Annotated in this window: 21 protein-coding genes; 12 read left to right on the top strand and 9 right to left on the bottom strand. The window is 42.7% G+C overall.

All coding sequences use genetic code 11. From position 1 onward, the window contains the following. Window positions 1-42: 42 nt before the first annotated feature. Both VK664_RS19725 and VK664_RS19720 read left to right on the top strand, forming a co-directional pair. On the top strand, window positions 43-525 hold the full coding sequence (locus VK664_RS19725; protein WP_461400417.1) for an ankyrin repeat domain-containing protein: 483 nt from the start codon (window positions 43-45) through the stop codon (window positions 523-525). Then, entirely contained in the window at window positions 522-1,211 is a 690-nt protein-coding gene (locus VK664_RS19720) for a peptidoglycan DD-metalloendopeptidase family protein (RefSeq protein ID WP_461400416.1), read from the top strand. The genes VK664_RS19725 and VK664_RS19720 overlap by 4 nt, the downstream gene beginning before the upstream one ends. A gap of 129 nt (window positions 1,212-1,340) precedes the next feature. On the opposite strand, the gene VK664_RS19715 is transcribed toward VK664_RS19720, so the two are convergent. Beyond that, on the bottom strand, window positions 1,341-1,625 hold the full coding sequence (locus VK664_RS19715; protein ID WP_461400415.1) for a hypothetical protein: 285 nt from the start codon (window positions 1,623-1,625) through the stop codon (window positions 1,341-1,343). A gap of 276 nt (window positions 1,626-1,901) precedes the next feature. On the opposite strand from VK664_RS19715, the gene ruvB reads away from it, so the two are divergent. Next, window positions 1,902-2,930: a Holliday junction branch migration DNA helicase RuvB gene (gene ruvB, locus VK664_RS19710; protein WP_461400414.1), complete on the top strand. Its 1,029-nt coding sequence runs from the start codon at window positions 1,902-1,904 to the stop codon at window positions 2,928-2,930. A gap of 137 nt (window positions 2,931-3,067) precedes the next feature. Here ruvB and VK664_RS19705 read toward each other — a convergent pair whose 3' ends face one another. Further along, the gene (locus VK664_RS19705) at window positions 3,068-3,775 is read right to left on the bottom strand and encodes a response regulator transcription factor (protein ID WP_461400413.1); all 708 of its coding nucleotides are present in this window, start codon (window positions 3,773-3,775) and stop codon (window positions 3,068-3,070) included. A 156-nt stretch (window positions 3,776-3,931) separates the two neighbouring features. Between VK664_RS19705 and VK664_RS19700 the strand changes: the two genes are divergently transcribed. Both VK664_RS19700 and VK664_RS19695 read left to right on the top strand, forming a co-directional pair. Further along, the gene (locus tag VK664_RS19700; RefSeq protein WP_461400412.1) at window positions 3,932-4,309 is read left to right on the top strand and encodes a co-chaperone GroES; all 378 of its coding nucleotides are present in this window, start codon (window positions 3,932-3,934) and stop codon (window positions 4,307-4,309) included. A gap of 63 nt (window positions 4,310-4,372) precedes the next feature. Then, complete coding sequence (locus VK664_RS19695; RefSeq protein WP_461400411.1) at window positions 4,373-5,953, top strand: helicase HerA-like domain-containing protein; 1,581 nt, start codon at window positions 4,373-4,375, stop codon at window positions 5,951-5,953. Window positions 5,954-6,117: 164 nt separating this feature from the next. Here VK664_RS19695 and VK664_RS19690 read toward each other — a convergent pair whose 3' ends face one another. Together VK664_RS19690 and VK664_RS19685 are read right to left on the bottom strand one after the other, a co-directional pair. After that, entirely contained in the window at window positions 6,118-8,025 is a 1,908-nt protein-coding gene (locus VK664_RS19690; protein WP_461400410.1) for a RecQ family ATP-dependent DNA helicase, read from the bottom strand. A 173-nt stretch (window positions 8,026-8,198) separates the two neighbouring features. Continuing rightward, window positions 8,199-10,460, bottom strand: a complete 2,262-nt coding sequence (locus tag VK664_RS19685; RefSeq protein ID WP_461400409.1) for a heavy metal translocating P-type ATPase — start codon at window positions 10,458-10,460, stop codon at window positions 8,199-8,201. A gap of 97 nt (window positions 10,461-10,557) precedes the next feature. Between VK664_RS19685 and tsaE the strand changes: the two genes are divergently transcribed. Then, window positions 10,558-10,965: a tRNA (adenosine(37)-N6)-threonylcarbamoyltransferase complex ATPase subunit type 1 TsaE gene (gene tsaE / locus VK664_RS19680; protein ID WP_461400408.1), complete on the top strand. Its 408-nt coding sequence runs from the start codon at window positions 10,558-10,560 to the stop codon at window positions 10,963-10,965. Between the two features lie 78 nt (window positions 10,966-11,043). Further along, on the top strand, window positions 11,044-12,258 hold the full coding sequence (locus VK664_RS19675) for an alanine dehydrogenase (protein ID WP_461400407.1): 1,215 nt from the start codon (window positions 11,044-11,046) through the stop codon (window positions 12,256-12,258). A gap of 3 nt (window positions 12,259-12,261) precedes the next feature. Here the strand turns inward: VK664_RS19675 and VK664_RS19670 are convergent, their stop codons facing one another. From VK664_RS19670 to VK664_RS19650, 5 genes are all read right to left on the bottom strand, one after another. After that, window positions 12,262-12,876 (bottom strand): ABC transporter ATP-binding protein, encoded by a 615-nt coding sequence (locus tag VK664_RS19670; RefSeq protein ID WP_461400406.1) that lies wholly within the window; start codon window positions 12,874-12,876, stop codon window positions 12,262-12,264. Further along, entirely contained in the window at window positions 12,857-13,834 is a 978-nt protein-coding gene (lpxA, locus tag VK664_RS19665) for an acyl-ACP--UDP-N-acetylglucosamine O-acyltransferase (protein ID WP_461400405.1), read from the bottom strand. The genes VK664_RS19670 and lpxA overlap by 20 nt, the downstream gene beginning before the upstream one ends. A gap of 75 nt (window positions 13,835-13,909) precedes the next feature. Further along, complete coding sequence (locus VK664_RS19660; RefSeq protein ID WP_461400404.1) at window positions 13,910-15,316, bottom strand: bifunctional UDP-3-O-[3-hydroxymyristoyl] N-acetylglucosamine deacetylase/3-hydroxyacyl-ACP dehydratase; 1,407 nt, start codon at window positions 15,314-15,316, stop codon at window positions 13,910-13,912. Between the two features lie 92 nt (window positions 15,317-15,408). Beyond that, on the bottom strand, window positions 15,409-16,455 hold the full coding sequence (gene lpxD / locus VK664_RS19655; protein WP_461400403.1) for a UDP-3-O-(3-hydroxymyristoyl)glucosamine N-acyltransferase: 1,047 nt from the start codon (window positions 16,453-16,455) through the stop codon (window positions 15,409-15,411). 72 nt (window positions 16,456-16,527) lie between these two features. Beyond that, entirely contained in the window at window positions 16,528-17,748 is a 1,221-nt protein-coding gene (locus VK664_RS19650; protein ID WP_461400402.1) for an HD domain-containing protein, read from the bottom strand. A 166-nt stretch (window positions 17,749-17,914) separates the two neighbouring features. Between VK664_RS19650 and porX the strand changes: the two genes are divergently transcribed. The 5 genes from porX to VK664_RS19625 all read left to right on the top strand — a co-directional run bounded on the left by porX (window position 17,915) and on the right by VK664_RS19625 (window position 23,072). Then, on the top strand, window positions 17,915-19,471 hold the full coding sequence (gene porX / locus VK664_RS19645) for a T9SS response regulator signal transducer PorX (RefSeq protein WP_461400401.1): 1,557 nt from the start codon (window positions 17,915-17,917) through the stop codon (window positions 19,469-19,471). Window positions 19,472-19,640: 169 nt separating this feature from the next. Next, on the top strand, window positions 19,641-19,916 hold the full coding sequence (locus VK664_RS19640) for a hypothetical protein (RefSeq protein ID WP_461400400.1): 276 nt from the start codon (window positions 19,641-19,643) through the stop codon (window positions 19,914-19,916). Between the two features lie 10 nt (window positions 19,917-19,926). Continuing rightward, window positions 19,927-20,703, top strand: coding sequence for an MBL fold metallo-hydrolase (locus VK664_RS19635; protein ID WP_461400399.1), 777 nt, complete (start codon window positions 19,927-19,929; stop codon window positions 20,701-20,703). 71 nt (window positions 20,704-20,774) lie between these two features. Beyond that, the gene (locus VK664_RS19630; protein WP_461400398.1) at window positions 20,775-21,779 is read left to right on the top strand and encodes a ComEA family DNA-binding protein; all 1,005 of its coding nucleotides are present in this window, start codon (window positions 20,775-20,777) and stop codon (window positions 21,777-21,779) included. A gap of 150 nt (window positions 21,780-21,929) precedes the next feature. Next, window positions 21,930-23,072 carry an acyl-CoA dehydrogenase family protein gene (locus VK664_RS19625; protein WP_461400397.1) on the top strand — a complete coding sequence of 381 codons (1,143 nt, stop codon included), beginning with the start codon at window positions 21,930-21,932 and terminating at the stop codon, window positions 23,070-23,072. The last annotated feature ends 194 nt before the right edge of the window (window positions 23,073-23,266 follow it).

The raw sequence follows: 23,266 nt of genomic DNA, 5'->3' as shown, positions 1-23,266 counted from the left end.
TCTGAAAAATCCTGAACTGTTCATCTCAATAAATCAATTATAATGGCCGTTGACAACAAAATTTTTGATGCTGCAAGAACCGGTGACACCGTATTGTTACAGCAATTGATAGCAGGTGGTGCCGAAGTTAATTGTTCGGACGCGAGGGGATATACGCCGCTAATCCTTGCTACCTATAATAATCAACCGGAGGCAGCACGCATATTGTTAGAAGCCGGAGCTGATATAAATGCCGGGGATGCAGGTGGCAACACGGCTTTGATGGGAGTAAGCTTTAAAGGTTATACTGAGCTCGCGAAATGGTTGCTCGGGAATGGCGCAGATATAAACCTCAAACATGGTAACGGCGGGACAGCGTTGATGTTTGCAACCATGTTTGGCAGAAACCAGGTTGTAAGGGTTTTGCTTGAACATGGTGCTGATGTAACAGTGACTGAAAACCGTGGCCTGACTGCTTTTGACCTTGCTGTTCAACAAGGTAACGTAGAAGCGATTGAAATCATGGAAGAATTTGCAGGCTCTTGAATAATATACTTACCAGGTACCAGTCGCAATACCATCATGTTGTTCCCTTTGATGCGGCAAACGATAAATTACTGCTATTGGATCTTACAAAGGCCAATCCCGAAATCAGTTCTGCAATAGTCAGCGATACCAATTTGTTTTCTAAATATATCAGCGGCAGGTTAAAAGCGGCCAACGCGAGATATGGTATTGGTGGATATAATGAACATCGCACGGTTTATAGCCGGAGTACGGTATTTGATGCAGGCAGATCGGGTGACGAACCAAGACGCTTACACCTTGGCACAGATATATGGGGCGAAGCAGGAACGCCGGTTTTCGCACCACTGGGTGGGATGGTTCATAGTTTTAATTATAATAATCATTTTGGAGACTATGGGGCAACAATTATTTTGTTACACCAGCTCGATGGCCTTCCTTTTTATACTTTATACGGTCATCTTAGCCTTCGCGATATTGATCACCTGTCTGAAGGTCAATATGTGGTAAGGGGTGAAGAAATTGCGCATTTCGGACCGACTGCTGAAAACGGCAACTGGCCACCCCATCTGCATTTCCAGGTGATCTATGATATGGGAACTTTCCGCGGTGATTATCCCGGTGTTTGCCGGGTGTCGGAAAAGGCAAAGTGGTTAAGCAATTCGCCTGATCCGGACGTCATTCTTCAACTTAATAAGTTTGTTTAATATAGTTGTGAGTTGTGAGTGGTGCGTGGTGAGTTGAGTTAAAGAAATAAAAAATGATAAATTTTATTTTGGAACGTTTTTTTATATTCACACACTCAGCACTAATTCACTCAAACTCACCACTGGATCCTAAATTAACGCTTTAACTAAGGCCTCCCATTCCATTTCCAGGGAGATGGTTGGGACGGGTTTGCCGGCTTTCCGGTACCAGTAGGCGGCATTGCCCGGATCGCCTTCTTTGCGATGAAGATAGGCATGGATCCATGATCCATCGTTGGAATGTATATCCTGTGCTATGTTATGAGAACCGGTCCAGTCATTTTTGCCATCGTACCATAAAGCCAGTAACAAAGGACTTATACCACCGGGAGGTGTATCTTTTTTCAGCGAGGCGATAAAATCATCGAAAGTCATAGGTTGTGGTTTAATACTTTTGATTTAATACTTGAGGTCAATTCTTGTGATTAATACTTGTGATTAATACTTGTGGTTAATACTTGTGGTCAAATCTTGTGGTCAATTCTTGTGGATTATTTCTTGTGGGTTAATATCTGAGGGTTAACATTTTTGGATCTAATATTTTCATTTAAGAGCCTTCTATTAACTGATCTGGTGAGGTACCCAACCTGTATTTACTGGTCCATTTCAATGGCTAATCAGCTCAATTGATGTAGTTTTACGATATAACAGATGGCAAATCCAAATTTAAACAACGGCAAAGAAATACTTTCTAATTCTGATAAAGAATTCGAAAATAATATCAGGCCCCAGGAAATACAGGATTTCGCGGGGCAAGGTCAGATTATTGAAAATCTGAAGATTTTTATCAAAGCGGCTAAACTACGCGGAGAAGCGCTTGATCACATTTTATTTCACGGACCCCCGGGCCTTGGAAAAACAACGCTGTCGAGGATAGTTGCAAACGAACTGGGCGTAAATATTAAAGAAACTTCAGGCCCGGTGATTGAGAAACCGGGAGACCTGGCAGGCTTGCTGACTAATCTTGAAAAACATGATGTGTTGTTTATAGATGAGATTCATCGGTTAAGCAACGTGGTGGAAGAATATCTCTATGCCGCCATGGAAGATTTTCGTTTGGATATCATGATCGATAGCGGTCCAAGCGCAAGAAGCATTCAAATCAACCTGGAGCCTTTCACATTGGTTGGGGCAACAACAAGAAGTGGGCTGTTAACTGCTCCCTTGTTATCGCGTTTTGCCATCAAATCAAGGCTTGAATATTATGATGCAATTACTTTACAGGGAATTGTATTGAGATCTGCTCAAATCCTTTCAACAAAAATCACTTCTGACGCCTCATTTGAGATCGCGCGACGTAGCCGCGGTACTCCAAGGATAGCGAATGGTTTGCTGAGAAGGGTTCGCGATTTCGCACAGGTACTGAGCAATGGAGTAATAGATATTGCCATCACTGAACATGCATTGAAGGCATTGAATGTAGACTCTCATGGTCTTGATGAAATGGATAACAAGATCCTGCAAACAATTATAGAAAAATTTAAGGGAGGTCCGGTCGGAATTACGACCATTGCAACAGCGGTAGGTGAAGAAACTGGTACGCTGGAAGAAGTTTATGAACCATTTCTAATCCAGGAAGGATTTATTAAACGTACACCACGTGGCAGAGAAGCAACGGAGAAAGCATATGCACACTTAGGTAAGATACCTGGCGCGCAAACGGGAACAACGTTATTTTAGGTATGAGTTATGAGTGATGAGTTATGAGTGAGTTGTGGAGTGTGTTAGTGATGCATGGGAACCAGGTTCCAATTTCTTAACTCACTCATAACTTATTCAAATCATAACTCACTCATAACTCATCACTCATAATTCTGTTAAGCTTGCGGCACAGGAACAACTAACCTAAACCCGTTGCCATGAATATTAACAATTTCAATTGCCGGGTCATCTTTAAGGTATTTGCGTAGTTTGGCTATATATACATCCATACTACGACCGTTGAAATAAGTATCACTTCCCCAGATTTTTTTCAGTGCCTGTTCCCTTGGCAAAAGATCGTTCAGGTGCTCGGCAAGCATTTTCAGCAATTCATTTTCTTTTGGAGACAGTGTTTGCATTTTGCCGGAATGGCTCAGCTCACGAAGTTTCGGATTAAAATGATAACTGGCAAGATCGTATTCTTTATTCTCCTGTTCGCGGTTACCTTCTTCATTTCTTTTCAGGATTGCTTTGATCTTAAGCAGAAGCACTTCACTGTCAAATGGTTTGGTAATATAATCATCTGCCCCAAGTTTATATCCCTGGATGATGTCTTCCTTCATGGTTTTTGCGCTCAGGAAAAACAATGGGATGTCTGGATCAACATCACGTATCTCTTCCGCCATGGTGAATCCGTCCATATGCGGCATCATTATATCTAGCAGGCATAAATCAAATTTTTCACGTTGAAATGCAGCCAGCCCGAGGCGGCCATCACGCTCAAGAGTAACATCAAAATCGTTCAGTTCCAGGTAATTCTTCAACACCATTCCAAGATTCTGATCATCTTCGCATAGTAAAATTTTCGGTTTTTTCCCTTCCATGTTTTTTATTTTTTATTTCTCTAACAAATAAATGTCATTAGATGTTGGGTAATCAATAAGGCTGGATAATCTTTTGTTAATAATGCACTTTATGCATCAATTTTATAACTCCTAAGTTATCGTTTAAATATTAATTTTTGTCGTTTATTTACATATATGGCACTACATGTAACTGCTGAGAACAGATTCAAAAAACTCATAGTAATAGGGGACCGGGTCCTGGTGAGGTTGACCAAAGCCAATGAAAAAACAGATAGTGGCCTGTACCTGCCTGCAGGGGTACAGGAAAAAGAAAAGGTACAACAGGGTTATGTGATCAAGACCGGGCCGGGCTATGCAATCCCCATGCCGGTTGATGACGAACCCTGGAAACACCAGGAGGACCCTGTGAAATATATCCCTTTACAGACCAGGGAAGGTGACCTTGCTATTTTTTTACTCAGTGGAGCCACCGAAGTTATGTATGAAGGGGAAAAATATTACATTGTTCCGCAAAGTGCGATCCTGATGCTGGAAAGAGAAGAAGATCTCTGAGCATTCGATACACCTGGGTAAGACACTGGCAATTGCTGCATGATTTAAGTAATAATAATTTTTATGGCTGACAAGACTGCTTTTACAGACCTGCTCAAACAGGCTTATACTTTTAAAGGTGAATCATTTCGCGCCGGCACCGCTATGCTGGATGGCGAATTAATAAAAGGTGCAGACGTCCATATTCCTTTACGTACTATGAACCGTCATGGCCTCATTGCAGGCGCTACGGGCACCGGTAAAACGAAAACTTTACAGGTTCTTGCCGAAGCACTGAGTGATGCCAGTGTGCCGGTTCTGTTGATGGATATCAAAGGTGATCTGAGTGGTATTGCTGCGCCAGGTGAGATCAGTGACAGGATTACGGAGCGGATGACCAGGATGGGGGGCGATTTTAAACCTGTTGCTTTTCCCGTGGAGCTCCTGAGCCTGAGTACGGAAAAAGGTGTTCGTTTGCGTGCTACCGTGAGTGAATTCGGCCCGGTGCTGCTTTCAAAAATACTGGGTCTCAACGATACCCAGGAAGGAGTTGTTTCCATGATCTTTAAATATTGCGATGATAATAAAATGCCTCTGCTTGACCTGAAGGATTTTATAAAGGTTCTGCAATTTGCAGGCAATGAAGGCAAGGCTGAGATTGAAAAAGAATATGGTAAGATATCCACAACTACTACCGGAACGATACTGAGAAAAGTGATAGAACTGCAGCAGCAGGGTGCCGATGTGTTTTTTGGTGAACCCAGTTTTGAAGTTGATGACCTGATGCGTATTTCGAATGACGGCCGCGGCATGATCAGCGTATTAAGGGTCACCGATATGCAGAACAGGCCAAAGCTTTTCTCGACGTTTATGTTAAGCCTTCTTGCCGAACTTTATGGTTCACTGCCTGAGGAAGGTGATATGGATAAGCCGAAACTTGTATTGTTTATTGACGAGGCACACCTGGTTTTCCAGGAGGCTACAGATGCATTGCTTCAACAGATTGAAACGGTGATCAAACTGATCCGCTCAAAAGGAGTAGGTATTTTCTTCTGCACTCAGAATCCGCAGGATGTACCGGCGCCGGTTTTAAGTCAGCTTGGTCTCAAAATACAGCATGCATTGCGTGCGTTTACGGCAGCCGACAGGAAGACTATCAAACAGGCTGCACAAAATTATCCCGAAACCACTTTCTATGACGTTGATGAATTACTGACTCAACTGGGAACAGGTGAAGCATTTATTACAGCCTTAAATGAAAAGGGTATTCCAACACCGCTGGTACATACCATGTTGGTACCACCTAGATCCAGGATGGATGTGCTGTCTGATATGGAAATTGATTCACTGGTTTCGGGATCCAAACTGGCTAAAAAATATGCTGAGGTAGAAGATACGCATAGTGCCTATGAAATATTAAACGCCAAACTGGAAGAAGCGGCACAAATCGCTTCGGAGAAAGCTGCCGAAAAAGAAGCTCAAAAAACGGTTGCAAAAAAATCTTCGGGCAGGGCTGAAAAATCAACCCTGGAAAAAGTTCTTGACAATTCGGTTACCCGCCAGATCGGGAGAACTGCAACTACAACCATCGTCAGGGGATTATTAGGAGCATTGGGGCTGGGGGGAAGAAGTTCTACGAGAAAGAAAAAAAGTTCCTGGTTCTAAAGATCTCAGTTAGATACAGTCTGTGTATTACTGGCAATGATGGATGATCAGAGAAATGATGGATGATCAGAAAAATGATGGATGATCAGAAAAATGATGGATGATGAGAAAAATAATGGATGATCAGAAAATTGACCGCATCGTTGGATGTATGTAAAAGATGATCAGGGTAAACTGATCTCATCGCGGTCGTTGATAAGAATCTTGTTTTCTGCCTGCAGAAAACTGAGGACTTTTAGCAATTTATCTTTCCGTATACCCTGGAGCAAACGAAAAAACTCATCACCGGGAATTTTCCCGTTACTAACGATCTCGGCTATGCGAAGATGTATGGTTTCAAATTCGGCTGCTGTAAGAGGCAATGATTTTTTCTTCAGGCAATTGTCGCAGATACCACAGTCCTTTATCTGTTCATCACCGAAATACAAACCTATATATGTGCTTCTGCAGTCAGAAACTGTGGTAGTAAACTCAATCATTTTGCTGATCCTTTCTTCCAGTTGTTTTTTTCTTTGTTGATATAACTCCTGGTTTATGCGAACCTGGTCTTCACGTATCCTGTCCTGGATCAGCAGGAGTTGTGGTTTATCCTTCTGGGCCTGGTAACTTACAATTCCAAAGGCCTGCAGTTTTTTAAGACCATCTTTTACCTGGTTGATGTCTGATCTTACCAGGTAAGAAAGGTTTTTCTCGAAAATGGGTACCGGTTGATCAAAGATACCTTCATAGGTTCTGAGTAAGGTTTTGATCAGTGGGGTAAGTTCAGGATTTGTATTTTCAAAATCACTAAGTGTGTTTTTGCCGCAGATGAACTGCAACCTGGCAGGCAGGAAAACCTGCTCATTAAAGCTCATCATTTCTTCCTGTTCCAGTGCTTTAAGTGCATGAATCACCAGCTGGGTGTCCAGCTTAAACTTCTTCAGAAAATCGTTCAGGTCAAAATCATAATATCTTCCTTCTCCCAGTCCGGTCGGGATCTGCAGGTAGTTAACAAGTGCCTGGTATACTTTTCTGATTTCATAGATGCCGGGAAAACGGATTTCCGGTTGCTTTTTAAGTTCATCCAGTTCTTTGGCATCATACAGTAGGACTGCATATGATTTTTTCCCATCACGCCCGGCACGGCCTGCTTCCTGGTAATAATTTTCAAGGCAATCAGGAGTGTCAGCATGAATTACCAGTCGTACATCTGGTTTGTCGATGCCCATGCCGAACGCACTTGTACAAACAATAGTCCTGGTTTCATTTTTAATCCAGCTTTCCTGTTTGCGGCTTCGGTCTTCCTGTGAAAGCCCTGCATGATAAAAGTCTGATTTGATACCCTGCATGAGCAGCAGGTCACTGATAAATTTTGTGCGCTTCCGGCTCTTGCAATAAACCAGTGAAGTGCCCGGAATTTTTTTAATTATTTCTATGATCCGGTTTATTTTTGAATCGGTGCTGAAAGCAGAATAGGAAAGATTTGGTCTTGCAAATGATTGCCTGAAAACCAGCTGTTTTTTAAACTGCAGCTGTGTACAGATATCATCCTGGACCAGGGTAGTTGCAGAAGCACTCAGGGCCAGTACGGGAACATTGGGTAATTCTTCTCTTAAGGCAGCAATACGCCGGTAAGGCGGCCGGAAATCATAACCCCATTGCGAGATACAATGCGCTTCATCTACGGCAATAAGATTTATGCTGAGAGCGGGAAGATATTCTTTGAACAATCTTGTTTCAAGCCGCTCCGGCGATACATACAAAAACTTACAGTTGCTTTGCATGGCGACTTCCAGCACATTAATCACTTCTTTGCGGCTCATTCCCGAAAAGATCGCATAGGCCGTAATCCCCCTGCGACGCAGATTTTCAACCTGGTCCTTCATCAAAGCAATCAGCGGACTGATCACAAGACATAAACCTTCGGTGGCCATGGCAGGCACCTGGAAGCAAATCGACTTCCCACCACCTGTTGGAAGTAGCGCCAATGTATCTTTGCCGCTCAGTATTGACCGTATAATCTCATCCTGCAAAGGACGGAATGAATCATAACCCCAATAATTTTTTAATACCTGGTGAATCGGTTCTGCCATGCGGAAGTAAATACTATCTTCTTAAAATTCTTATTATTAATGGATGCTCACAAGCTTAATGGATACTTATTATTAATGGGTACTCACAAGATTAATAGATACTTATTATTGATGGGTACTTACTGGATTAAGTGATACTTACAATCGTAATAAATAGCTCTGAGCTGCCTAAACTACACTACTTTCTTAACAAACAAACGAACCGAGTTAACTGCAAGTACCACATCGCTAAGACCCATTACCAGTGCACCAAAGGTTGGAGTGAGTAATCCTACCGCAGCCACAGGTATTGCCACGATGTTATAAATAAATGCCCAGAATAAGTTTTGCTTGATGGTAAGATAGGTGTGTTTGCCAAGGCCCAGTGCCAGGGGAAGATTCTTCAGCCCTTTGTTCATAAGGATAACGTCACCGGTTTCAATGGCAATCTGTGAGGCATCGGCCATAGACACACCAATGGTTGCTTTGGCAAGCGCCGGGGCATCGTTGATACCATCGCCAACCATCGCGGTCGGTGCCATTGCCGTTAATTCTCCAACAAAATCGGCCTTCTGCGCGGGACTCTGTTCTGCCATCACTTTATCTATTCCCAGTTCCTTTGCAACCAATATGGATTTTGCTTTCCGGTCACCGCTCAGCAACCAGGTTTTTATACCCTTTGATTTAAGATAACTAACAACTTGTTTTGCTTCGGGACGAATCTCGTCTTTCATATCAACCCATCCGGCAAGTTCACCGTTTATGGTTAGATAAAGATTGTGTCCATCTTCCAGCCCATCCATATCCCCATTTCCGGCTTCAACAGTTGCTGTCTTATCCGCCTTCAGATATCCACCGGAACCATGGTTCGCACCGGAACCAAGGTCCACAACGGAAACTGCGGCCGGGAGACTATCCTTCAGTTCAGGGGTAACCGAACGAATGATGTGGGTGTATGAGCCGGCCATGTATATGTTACCCTCCTTGTCTGTGGCCTGCATGCCGCTTCCTTTTATTTCTTCCACTTTAGCCCAGCGGATTTCATTTTTTGTTCTCCAGGCTGAGCTGATCGATTTGGCAATGGGGTGATTTGAATATTTTTCGATAGAAAATAAGATCCGTTTAAAAGCATCATCATCTATCCGGGTATTAAGAATTTTATAGTTGTCTATTACAAAATGCCCGGTGGTCAAAGTGCCTGTTTTATCAAAAACCACCTGCCTGATATCCTTAAATAGTTCCAGGCTCTGTGCATGACGGAACAAAACGCCATTTTTTGCGGCCCTTCCTAAACCAACCGCAATTGCTGCCGGCGTTGCAAGCCCCATTGCACAAGGGCAGGCAATTACAAGTACAGCAATACTGCGCATCAGGGGATCCGCAAAACTGCCAAGCACCAGGTAATTAATAACGAAGGTTATCAATGATATTACCAACACTACCGGTACAAAAATGGCACTGATCTTATCTGCGAGTTTCCTGATCTCCATCTTTTCTCCCTGCGCCTGATTAACAAGATTGATAATGTTGGATAGGACTGAATCCCTGGCTTCAGCGGTCACCAATACTTTCAATGTACCATCAACCACTACGCTGCCCCCTATAACTGTATCTTTTGCATGTTTCTCTACCGGGAGGCTCTCCCCGGTTATGATGGATTCATCAATACCTGCATCACCCCATAATATTTTGCCATCTGCAGGAACCTGCTCGCCGGATTTGATCAGCACCAGGTCTCCATGTTTCAGTACTGTATTTTCTACTGGGAAAATCAGCTCCTGGTGGTCACCATCAAAGGCAATCATGTTCGCCATTACCTTTTGTGAACGTGCCAGTGACCTGATGGCTCTTTGTGTTGTCTGGATTGAAACGTCTTCCAGATAATTACCAAACAAAACAAGGGTTATTATAGAAGCAGTTGTTTCATAAAACAGGTAATCCGGACCCAGGTTAAGAATAGTACCAGTAAGGCTATAAGCAAAAGATGCAACTGCGCCAATCGTAACCAGCACATTCATATTCGGATAGCCGTTGCGGATGCTTTTGATGGCAGATCTCGCAAAAAAGTCCATTCCGGCAATAAAAACAGGGAGACATAGGGCCAGCTGAACATAGGGATTCATCAACCAGTGAATATGGATCCACCGGTCAAACATGTGGAGCATCAGTGGAACCGTAAAAATAAGACAGAACAGTAACCGCTGCCTGTGATTCTTAAAAATTCGCTTGTCGGCAACTGGTGCCTCACCTTCGGTTTGAACCACCTGGTAACCCAGGGATCCTATGCCTTTGATGAGATTTGGCTTATTTGCCGCATCTTCTATCTGAAAACTCACTTCACCGTTTATCGGATTCACTTTTACCTGCTCCAATCCCTGTTTTTGCAGGTAATTATTGACCGTCAGCGCACAGTTTGAACAGGTCATTCCTTCAACTATCCATTGCACCTTTTCCATTAATACAAAGATATTCTATATTCAAGATTATTGTGAATGTTTGGATGGCGGGAAGGTACCGTTTTAACCCTTGGTAAATCTTTGATATTTTTGAACAATGGAGTTGATTTTCACCCTGGAAGAAATTGAAAACGCAGCACAAAAGTTCCGGCAGACATTTAAAGATGATAAGGTCTTTGCTTTTCATGGTAATATGGGTACGGGAAAAACAACATTTATCACCGCAATTTGCAGATCATTGGGAGTAGAAGGACCGGTTTCAAGCCCGACTTTCTCTATTATAAACGAGTATAACGCCCGTGGCTGTACCATTTATCATCTCGATCTTTACCGTCTCAAAAACAGCGATGAAGCCGTGGAGGCGGGAGTAGAAGACGTGTTATATTCCGGTGAAATCTGCCTGGTGGAATGGCCGGAAAGGGCACCCGGGATTTTTCCGGATAATACGGTAAATGTATTTCTTGAATTAATCGATCCGTCAACCCGAAAATTAATAGTAACATAGCGAATCCGGGATTAGGGAAAGATTTTAAATCGTAAATTGTAATCCCGAAATTGCTCGGGAATAAATCGTCATTGGCGCATGTCGCAACAAAAACCTGTAATCAGTACTTCTTTCAGCTACGAGACTTTAGAGGAAACTCTTGATGTAAAACCACTTGGTGCACTTTTACACATCGGCATACCCAAAGAAACCGCTTTCCAGGAAAACCGGATTGCACTTACCCCGGAGGCGGTGGGTGTACTTGTGAGTAATGGACACCAGGTGGTAATTGAGCATAATGCAGGTGAAGCCGCTCACTACCGCGATAAAGATTATAGCGAGGCAGGAGCGAGGATCGTTTATGAAAAGGCCGAAGTTTTTAAAGCGCCGATCCTGGTGAAATCGGCCCCACCCGTGGATGCCGATCTTCCTTATCTGCAAATGAACCAGGTGATCATTTCCCCGATTCATCTTTCAGCAATGAAAGCTGAATTACTCGAAAAAATGATGGAGAAAAAGATCACCGCCATTTCTTTTGAGAACCTGAAAGATGACAGCGATAGCTATCCCATAGTAAGAAGTATGAGCGAAATCGCCGGAAGTGCGGTGATGCTTATTGCTGCCCAGTATCTAAGCTCGGCTAATCATGGTAAAGGAGTTTTGCTGGGAGGGATCTCGGGTATTCCTCCAACAAAAGTGATAATTCTGGGGGCAGGGATTGTTGGTGAGTTTGCAGCACGGGCTGCACTTGCTTTGGGTGCCTCCGTGAAAGTATTTGACAATAGTGTTTATCGTCTCAAAAGACTTCAGAACAATATCGGACAACGCATGTGGACCTCCGTTATGGAACCCCGGATCCTGTCCAAACAATTAAAAACCTGTGAAGTAGCTGTAGGAGCACTTGGTTCTCAAAGTGGCAGAACCCCGGTGGTTGTTACTGAAGAGATGGTCAGTAATATGCGTCCCGGCAGCGTTGTAATAGATGTAAGTATTGACAGGGGAGGATGTTTTGATACTTCTGAAATCACTACACACGAGCAGCCCATTTTTATGAAATATGGAGTGATCCATTATTGCGTACCTAATATTCCTTCCGGTTTTGCGCGGACGGCTTCCCAGGCGATCAGTAATGTATTGATGCCGTTACTGCTTGAGGCCAGTGATGAAGGTGGCTTTGAAAGCCTGGTCTGGCACAAAGTACATCTGCGAAGCGGGATTTATTTATTCAAGGGAGCGCTGACGAATTTTCATCTTAGCCAACGCTTTGATCTGAAGTATACTGATTTAAATCTGCTGATAGCGAGCCAACGCTGAGGGTTATTTATAATCTGTAATACGTATTACATGTTCGCAAAAACCATACTCCTGGATATCATTTGAGCTTACGATGATAGTCCGGTTATTTGCAAATTCGTGAATAAGTTGCTGGTAAAGCTGTATGCCTTCGGTATCCAGGTTGGTACAGGGTTCATCCAGCAAGAGACAATCCACATCAGAAAATATTGCCTGGATAAGTTTTACCCTTTGTTTCATACCGGATGAGTAGTAGCGGATCTGTTTATTCTCAGCTGCCGTTAGTCCAGCAAGCGATATAGTATGTTTTGCTGTGATTCCTTTAAGAAATGGTTTGAATTGCTGATGAAACTGAAGGAATTCAGCCAGGGTCATCTCCTCAATAACTTCGAGATATGGGGCGGCAATGGCTATCTGCCTGAAAACATCATCAATTGAAATGGTTGAAGCGCCTTCATAGCTTATGCTACCCTCGCTGGTTACGAGTGCACCTCCTATAACCTGTAAAAGGGTGGATTTACCGGATCCGTTCGGGCCGGTAATGGCATAATGTTGACCGGCTAAAAATTGATAGTTGAAATTCCGGAAGATCCAATCGCGGTTAAAGCGTTTTCCGCAATTAGTTAACGATATCTTCATCCACACTATTTTTAGAATAGCGTTTAATGATACCCCTGTCGCTTTCCCGGATAAAAGTTACGACTTCATCACGCTCATCAGTTGCCGGAAACTCTTCTTCCAACACTTCCAGTGCCTGGCTGGTATTAAATCCCCTGTTATATATAACGCGGTAAATGTCAAGAATATGGTTTATCCTGTCAACCGTGAACCCTCTTCTCTTCAAACCTACAGAATTCACACCCGCATAACTCAAAGGAGAACGTCCGGCCTTGATATAAGGAGGTACATCTTTACCCACCAGGGAGCCACCGCTGATGAAAGCGTGCTGGCCGATTTTTACAAACTGGTGAACCGCACAAACTCCGCCTAATCCCACCCAATCACCTAATTGAACGTGCCCGGCAAGTTGTGTGTTATTACTTAACGTGCAATTGTTGCCGATATGGCAATCATGGCCAATATGACTATAAGCAAGTATCCAGCAATTATTTCCAACTACGGTTTTCCATTTGTCCGAAGTGCCACGATGAATGGTTACAAACTCGCGGATAGTGGTGTTGTCACCGATCTCAACCAAAGTATCTTCACCGGCAAACTTGCGGTCCTGGGGAATTGCGGCAATCACTGCACCCGGAAATATGCGGCAGTTGTTTCCGATTCTTGCACCTTCCATTATTGTCACGTTGCTACCTATCCACGTGCCCTCACCAATTTCAACATTCTGGTGAATCACAGTAAACGGGTCAATTTTGACATTGGTAGCCAATTTAGCGTTAGGATGGATATAGGTATGAGGGTGAATCATTTTATTTACATTCTTGAGTGGTGATGCTGAAAATTCTTTAGAGGCATCAGGCAACTGATCTCCTGTGGAGGCTGGACGAAGATCGTCATTTAAAGAGCTTTTATGGAGCGATTGACGTTTGATATAGTTTGTTATCTTATTAGAAACTAAAAAAATATAACTGACCGGCAAAAATATAATTAATTTGATAAAACCTAATAACTTAAGTTTTAACAAAATACCCTAGCAGGTCAAGAAAAACTGTTTCTAATTCCTCTTTATCACCTGGGCCATCAAATCCGCTTCAGTCGCTATCTTATTACCTATATATACGGTTCCCCTCATTTCGCATATACCTCGCCGTATTGGAGACAATAACTCCATTTTCAAAATCATAGTATCTCCGGGAACGACTTTTAACTTGAATTTACAATTATCTATTTTTAAAAAGTATGTGTCGTAATCACCGGGTGGTAAGGCGTTTATGCAAAGAATTCCACCGGTTTGTGCCAGCGCTTCGATCTGAAGTACGCCAGGCATAACCGGGTTACCCGGGAAGTGACCTACAAAAAAAGGTTCATTGTAAGTGACATTTTTTATACCAACAATATGTTTGTCAGTTAGTTCGATGATTTTATCTACGAGTAAAAAAGGGTAACGGTGGGGTAGGGTTTTTTCTATCTGCTGTAATGAATAAACTGGTGGAAGGGAAGGATTGTAAACCGGAATATCCTTCGCATTTTTATTTTTCTTAATATAATTTTTTATTTTCTTGGCAAATTCAACGTTACTTGAATGGCCGGGACGATGGGCAATGATATGTCCTTTTATGGCAAAGCCAACCAGCGCGAGGTCGCCAATTACATCCAATAATTTGTGCCTGGCAGGTTCGTTTGGATATCGAAGTTCGAGGTTATCCAGGTAACCTTCAGATTTGACATCGATTGTTTCGCGGCCAAAAGCCTTGGCCAGCCTTATCATTTCATCTTTGGTAACTGGTTTATCAACCACCACAATGGCGTTATTCAGATCTCCGCCTTTGATCAGGTTATTGTCCAGCAGCGCCTCCAGTTCATGCAAAAAACAAAAAGTGCGGCAGGGCGATATTTCAGCTTTGAATTCACGCATTGATTTCAGGCTGGCGTGCTGGGTGCCAAGAACCGGGCTGTTGAAATCAATCAGTGTGGTGATTTTATAGTCGGTTGCGGGCAACACAACCATTTCAACTCTTTTTTTCTCGTCATAATGTGTAAGATTCGTATCCAAAGTGTACCAGACCTTGGCCGCATCCTGTTCCACAACGCCTGCGTCCTCAATTATTTCCACAAAAGGTTCCGAGCTGCCATCTATTATCGGAATTTCGGGGCCGTTAAGCTCGATCAGGCAATTGTCGACTCCCATACCTACCAATGCAGCCAGGATATGTTCTACCGTGCTTATTTTCACTCCCTTATCTTCCAATGTCGTTCCCCGGGATGTATCTGTTACCAGGTCGCAATCTGCCTTTATCAACGGCTTGCCAGCAACGTCTACCCGCTGAAACTGGAAACCAAATCCTGCATTTGCCGGTTTCAGCGTCATATCAACGTTAATTCCTGTATGAAGACCTGTTCCTGAGATACTGACTGGTGAACCTAATGTATGCTGCTTGTCAGAGTTGAATAATGCGTCCATTAAAAGAAAGGAGTTACTTTTTGTTTAATTGTTTGTACCAAACCTTGAAAAGAAGTGGCAAATATAGGAAATAGTGTGCTTTCCCCCGGTTTTCAGCTCTTTTCAGTAGTTAATTGCTGAACGAGTTTTTCAAGAAGTATGAGTCGTTTTTCAAGTTCAGGAAGGTTGCGGCTAACTGCCTGGCTGCGCAAAGCACTGGTATAATCGAAAGCAGGACTGCCCGTCACTGCACTGTTCGGGACCTTGATTGATTTGCTGACCCCGCTCTGGGCATTGATGCGGGTGCCATCGGCAATTGTAATATGTCCTACAATGCCTACCTGTCCGCCTATCATTGAGTTTTTGCCGATCTTGGTACTACCGCTGATACCGCTTTGAGCCGCTATTACGGAATTCGGGCCGATTTCAACATTATGCGCAATCTGGATCAGGTTGTCAAGTTTGGCACCGGTCCTGATGAGTGTTGATCCAATGGTGGCGCGGTCGATGGTTGCGTTTGCGCCGATCTCCACAAAGTCTTCCACCACCACGTTACCTATCTGGGGTACCTTCTTAAAACTTCCATCAGACTGTGGGGCGAACCCAAAACCATCTGCTCCAAGTACGGAGCCCGCATGAATAGTTACATTTTTCCCGATAACACAGTCGTGGTATAATTTCACGCCGGGATGAATGATACAATTATCGCCCAGTTTTACATTGTTACCGATAAAAGCATGCGGATAAACTTTTACATTATTCCCGATCTCCACATCATCACCCAGATAAACAAATGCACCTATAAAAACTTGTTCCCCGATCTTAGCGGTCTTGCTGATATAAGCAGGTTGTTGTATACCTGTCAGCTGCTGTTGCATCATTTCCTGGTAAGTTGAAAGAAGCGTGGCAAAAGCAGTATAAGCATCCGGAACACGGATAAGGGTGGCGTTTATCGGTTCCCGTAATACCTGGTTTTCATTTACGATAATGATAGAAGCACTGGTGGTGTACAGGTGATCTTCATATTTAGGATTTGCGAGAAATGCAAGCTGTTCATTCTTGGCTTCTTCTATCTTGCCAAAAGAGTTAACTGCTGCATCAGGATTACCTTCTACTTTCCCGTTAATCAGAGTGGCAATTTGTATAGCTGTGAATTCCATAATTTTTTATTGTTAATTCTGGTCAGAATGGATTTTTGAGGGTCATGTTAATATCGCCATATTGATATGGCATTAACAGTTATAGTAACAAATATAATTTTTTTTCACAGGGGTAGACAGATTATGCTGTATCAGTGCATTATCTACATTTGAAATGTCTCTTACACTTCCATCTTTGAAAAGTATATTGATACTTTCTTCTGAAGGATCATAGGTGGTATTAACTGCGATGCCACCAAAAACAAAATAGTCACACTCATTTCCTGTTAAGTCAAACTTCATGCAAATCCTGCTCCTGATTTGCTGAACCCAGGTTTCATCGATGGGATCAACCTGCAATTTCACTTTTAACAATCTTCTTTCAACCAGGCTCCTGCAGAGTATTGAAAGCACTTTATCTTCATGGAAAGTCCAGTTTTTTATCGCCGCAAGCATATCGTAATCATCAAGCAGGCAGAATTTATCAAGATGTTTTTCGATGGGCGTTTCAACACCGTCGTAATGAAGAAAAAAATCGAGTACGGGAGAGCATGCCTGCACGGTTTTACCAAGGCTGATCAATTCTTTTGCGCGCTGTACAATTTTCACCAGCATTTTTTCAGCTGCCAGCACTGTCTTGTGAAGATACACCTGCCAGTACATCAACCTCCTGGAAACAAGAAATTTTTCGATGGTATAAATTCCTTTTTCTTCAACCATGAGGTCGCCATGATTTACTGTAAGCATTTTAAGGATACGGTCGTAACCGATCACACCTTCTGACACTCCAGTGAAAAAACTGTCACGGGTGAGATAATCCATCCTGTCAACATCCAACTGGCCGGATATAAGCTGATGCAAAAATGGTTTATGATAATTATTTGTAAAAATCTGTATTGCAACTTCAAGCTGCCCGTTAAATTCTTCATTAAGCACGCGCATGATCAGGATAGAAAGTGCCTCATGTGAAATTCCGGGAATGAGTATGTTTTCCAATGCATGCGAATATGGACCATGTCCAATATCATGAAGCAGGATTGCAATTTTGGCAGATACTTCTTCCTCCCTGGAGATATCAATTCCCTTGCCCTTCAATTCAGTGAGCGCATTGCACATCAGGTGATAGGCTCCCAGGGAATGATGCATGCGGCTATGAACCGCACCGGGAAACACAAGTTGTGCAAAAGCCATTTGATGGATACGTCTTAATCGCTGATAATATGGATGGGAGATAACCTTATAAATCAGTGGGTGATCTATAGTCAGGAATCCGTAAACTGGGTCATTGATGATTTTTCTTGGGTTAACCGGCATGCGCTGCTTTCAGTTTTGTTAAAATTACTGCCAATTGCAGCGATCAAAAGTACAAAGGGAAATTAGATTAAATAATTTTGTTAGCTTTCGACATACAGTTCATCTGCCTTTTTAGACAAGCCTTGGGTAATTGGTGTTCGCAATCATTCATTTTTTAAATTTTATTATGGCATTAGGAAAGATACTTTGGGTAGATGATGAAATTGAGAGCTTGCAGTCACAGATCATGTTTCTGCGAAATAAAGGTTATGAAGTTAATGCGCTGACAAATGGTTTTGACGCGGTTGATTATGTGAAGATAAATCCCGTTGATGTGGTTCTGATGGATGAAACGATGCCAGGAATTACGGGATTGGAAACACTTGCAAAAATTAAAGAGGTAAATCAGCAAATACCGGTGGTGCTGATCACAAAAAATGAAACCGAAAACCTGATGGATGATGCCATCGGTTCCCAGATAAGTGATTATCTTATTAAGCCGGTAAACCCAAACCAGGTTTTATTAAGTCTGAAAAAAATAATCGATAACAAAAGACTTGTTGCCGAAAGAACAACATCTGCCTACCAGCAACAGTTCCGTAATTTATTTATGGCGCTGAACAGTAATCCGGATCACAATGAGTGGATGGAGATTTATAAAAAGCTGGTCTACTGGGAACTGGAAATGGAAAAAAGTGATAGCCCGGAAATGCAGGAGGTCCTGCAATCTCAAAAGAGTGAAGCCAATACAGAATTCTTTAAATTTGTTTCAAAGAATTATGCAAAATGGGTAAATCCAAAAGGCGACAGCGGGCCCATCATGTCTAATACCCTTTTTAAATTTAAGGTATTGCCACATGTTGAAAAAGGTATACCAACTTTTTTCGTGTTGCTGGATAACCTGAGATTCGATCAGTGGAAAGCGATCCAGCCGATTTTTTCTGATAATTTCCGCATACATGAAGAAGATACTTTTTACAGTATACTGCCAACAGCAACACAGTATGCACGCAACTCAATTTTCGCAGGGTTGCTTCCGGTTGAAATAGAAAAGCAGTTCCCGCAACAATGGAAAAATGATGACGATGAAGGTGGTAAAAATCTGAGTGAAGAAGATTTTTTCCGCGCACAATTGAAAAGACTTAAGAGAGAGGATATAAAGTTTTCCTATACCAAGGTGGTTAATTACCAGGCAGGGCAGGATCTTGTCAATAACATGCATAACCTGTTGGGAAATGATATAAACGTGATCGTTTATAATTTTGTGGATATGATGAGTCATGCCCGTACCGAGATGGAAGTGCTTAAAGAACTTGCGGGAGATGAAATCAGTTATCGTTCAGTTACCAAAAGCTGGTTCGAGCACTCCCCGCTTCACCAGGCATTGAAAAAAGTAGCAGATAAAAAGATAAATATCATACTGGCCACAGATCATGGAAGTGTTCGTGTGAAAACGCCTACTAAGGTGATCGGTGACAAACAGACAACCACAAACCTGCGATATAAACACGGCCGGAACCTCAATTACGAACCTAAGCAGGTGCTTGCATTCCGCGATCCCAAAGAAGCCGGATTGCCGGTTCCTACTGTGAATTCCTCCTATATATTTGCCCGGGAGGATGTGTTTCTTTGCTATCCGAATAACTACAATTACTATGTGAATTATTATAAAAACAGTTTTCAGCATGGTGGGCTGAGCCTGGAAGAAATGATCGTTCCCGTAATCAGGATGACCAACAGGTAAACCAGGCTGTAAATCATAACCAGACAGTTTGCCAAGATTTTATATTAGGTACCAGGTCTTTCATAACTCATAATTCATAATTCATAATTCTCTTCAAGCTATTTTTCGTTTAAATTTGCAGGCTGACAGAGTTTATTAACAGGCTGACAGGGATCATTAAAATAAACGGATGAAATATACCCAAAACACGCTGGATAAAATAGAAAAGATACTGGATGAAGCTTCCTATGTCGTGCGCTATGAAAGGGGAACTTTTCAGAGCGGTTATTGTATACTGGAAGACAGAAAAGTTGTTGTACTGAATAAATTTTTACAGACTGAAGGCCGAATAAACACTTTGTTTGATATTATTCCACAGCTTTCAATTGACCCTGAAAGCTTTACTCCTGAAACAAGGAAACTCTATCTCGAAGTGATGAACCGCAAGCCTGAAAGCCTCAGCTGACAAATTCCAGATGAATACTCCACCACTTACAATCACGTTTTTAGGAACCGGCACAAGCGGGGGGGTACCTATGATCGGGTGTGATTGTGAAGTCTGCAGATCAACAGATAAAAAAGATAAGAGACTGAGGTCAAGCATACTCATCAGATCTCCACATACAACACTTGTTGTTGATTCAGGTCCGGATTTCCGCTACCAGATGTTGAGGGCAGATGTAAAACATCTTGATGCTATCGTTTACACGCATTCTCACAAGGATCATGTGGCTGGCCTCGATGATGTACGTGCCTATAACTTTTTTTCCGGTCAGCCGATGCCTGTATATTCAGATGAAATGACTCAACAGGTACTGATCAGGGAGTTCCCTTATGCGTTTAAGGATACCCGTTACCCCGGCGTTCCGGAGATACAGCTGAACTCTATAGCGCTTGAACCTTTTACGGTTGGCGACATACCCGTGATACCGGTACAGGTCTGGCATCTTAAGATGCCGGTGCTTGGCTATCGTTTTGGTAAGTTCACCTATATTACAGATGCGAACCGGATCGATGAATCCGAAAAACAAAAAATCAGGGGAAGCGAAGTTCTCGTGTTAAATACCCTGAGAAAACAGAAACATATCTCGCATTTCTCCCTGCAGGAAGGCATTGATCTGGCGCGCGAGCTGGATATCCCGCAGGTATGGTTCACGCACATGAGTCACCAGATGGGGAAACATGCGGATGTTTGTGCAGAGCTGCCTCCGGGGATTTCGCTTGGTTATGATATGCTGCAGATAACAGTATAATCCGGTTTTTTTCTTCCTGCTCCCGGTTATTTTTCTCATTTCTCCCAGGCTTTTAAGTTCCAGTTTCGCATATGCGCGAGACTATAAAAGAATACCTCACATTCAGTAAAAAAGAGCGGACCGGAATCCTGATTTTGTTGTCTATAATCATTATCATAGCTGTGGCTCCGTCTTTCTATAGCTCAAAAAATGTTGGATTTGGTGATAGTTCTGCTCTTCATGAGTTTAAGGACCAGATTGCTGTACTTGATGCACCTGATAACTATGGTAATGGAGTCGAATCAATATCGTCTTCAGTACCTCGCAAATACCGGAACGATGGAAAGTATCCGAACGCCAGGAAATACCCAGACAAACAATACCCTCGAGGCAATGGTGAACCGCCCAAAAATAAGGTCGTCATGTTTGATTTTGATCCTAACACCATCTCAACTTCCGGCTGGATTCAATTGGGGGTAAGCGAAAGAACAGCCATGACCATTGACAAATACAGATCGAAAGGTGGCAAATTTCGAAAAGCAGATGACATATTGCGTATTTATGGTTTGCCTGAAGAGGATAAAATGAGATTATTGCCATTCGTAAAAATAACAACAGGGGATACAAGCAAACGGAAACCTGTTGCAACTGATGATAATGATCAGCCTATAGTCCGTGGACTACAATTCAAACGAAAAGTTCCTGAAATTATCGATGTTAATACCGCTGATACCAGCGGCTGGAGTTCTTTACCAGGCATCGGGCCTGTTCTGTCACAACGCATCATAAAATACCGCGACAGGCTGGGGGGATTTTACTCCGTTGAACAGGTTGCAGAAGTATATGGTTTGCAGGACAGTGTCTATCAGAAGATCCGGCCTTTTCTGACCCGGGTAGCTGCAGTTCACAAAATTAATGTGAATGCGGCAACACCGGATATCCTGGAACAACACCCATATCTGAAAAGGCAGTTGGCCAGGGCAATTGTTGATTACCGGTCCCAACATGGCATCTTCAAAGAAATCGGCGAATTAAGGCAGGTTGTGTCAATAACTCCCGAATTGTTTGATCGTATCTCGCATTACATTGGACTTTAGGTAAAAATAAAACTAACATTTGTTAGCATTTGTCGGCTTAAATTGTTAAATTGCATTAACCATTAACCAGAGCATTAAGTTAATGGTTTAAGGTGTTAACGAATTGCACCGCCTGTCAACGATTGCTTGCCTTTTAATCATTTTCAAAGTATGAATTTTCAGTCTTCAGAGCTGACGCAGCAAGTGGCTCAGAGTACCCGTGATTTTGCATTACAGTATATAAAACCCCATGTAATGAAGTGGGACGAAGTACAGGAATTTCCTATAGATGTACTTCGTGAAATGGGGAAATTGGGATTGATGGGTGTTTTAGTTCCTGAAGAATATGGAGGTGCCGGGTTGAGTTATTTTGAATATGTAACCGTCATCCAGGAAGTCGCAAGGGTTTGTGGATCAATCGGATTAAGTGTGGCTGCGCACAATTCTCTGTGTACAGGTCATATCCTGAATTTTGGAAACCATGATCAGAAAAACAATTGGCTTCCGAAACTGGCCTCCGGTGAATGGTTGGGCGCCTGGGGTTTAACGGAACCAGGCACTGGCAGTGATGCCGGCAATATGAAAACAACAGCTGTACGTGATGGAGACAATTGGATACTAAATGGTACAAAATGCTGGATCACACATGGTATTTCTTGCAATGTTGCGGTAGTTATAGCCAGAACAGGGGAGCCAAGGAGTAAAAATAACGCTACGGCTTTCGTTGTCGAAAAAGGTACTAAAGGTTTCGCAGGCGGGAAAAAAGAGAACAAACTCGGAATGCGCGCCAGTGAAACGGCTGAAATGATCTTTGATAATTGTATTATTCCAGATAATAACCGCCTGGGTGAAGTAGGAGAGGGTTTTAAACAGTCCCTGAAGATCCTCGATGGGGGAAGAATATCAATAGCGGCACTTTCACTTGGAATCGCTAAAGGGGCATATGACGCTGCAGTAAAATATTCGAAAGAGAGATATCAGTTTGATCAACCGATTTCAAATTTCCAGGCCATCTCTTTCAAGCTTGCAGATATGGCCACTGAAATCATGGCTGCTGAACTTCTGACTATGCAAGCCTGCGATCTGAAGATCCGGGGTGAACAAATGACAAAGGAAGCTGCGATGGCTAAATATTATGCCAGTGAAGTAGCAGTAAAAGTAGCTAATGAAGCAGTGCAGGTTTTTGGAGGTTATGGATACACCAAAGATTTCCCAGTCGAAAAATTTTATAGAGACTCTAAACTTTGTACAATCGGAGAAGGTACTTCGGAGATTCAGAAATTAGTAATTGCAAGAGAAGTACTAAAAGATTAAGAAGTACTGAAATATTAAACTTTGTTTTATTGATGATTGCTTGTCATCCTAATTCCCCTGCCGGATTTCGCAGGGGTTTTTTTTGTTTCTGAATGCCGTAAATGAACATTACCTGTATCGAAATCAGACACCAATATGGCTGGATTCTACCGGAATTGATTGCATATCAACCGGTTGATAATCTGGCACTTCAT

Source organism: Flavitalea sp., from assembly GCF_035489435.1.
GTDB lineage: Bacteria > Bacteroidota > Bacteroidia > Chitinophagales > Chitinophagaceae > DATHKG01.
The sequence above is the reverse complement of the archived record's forward strand: the minus strand, read 5'-3'. Positions and strand labels throughout refer to the sequence as shown.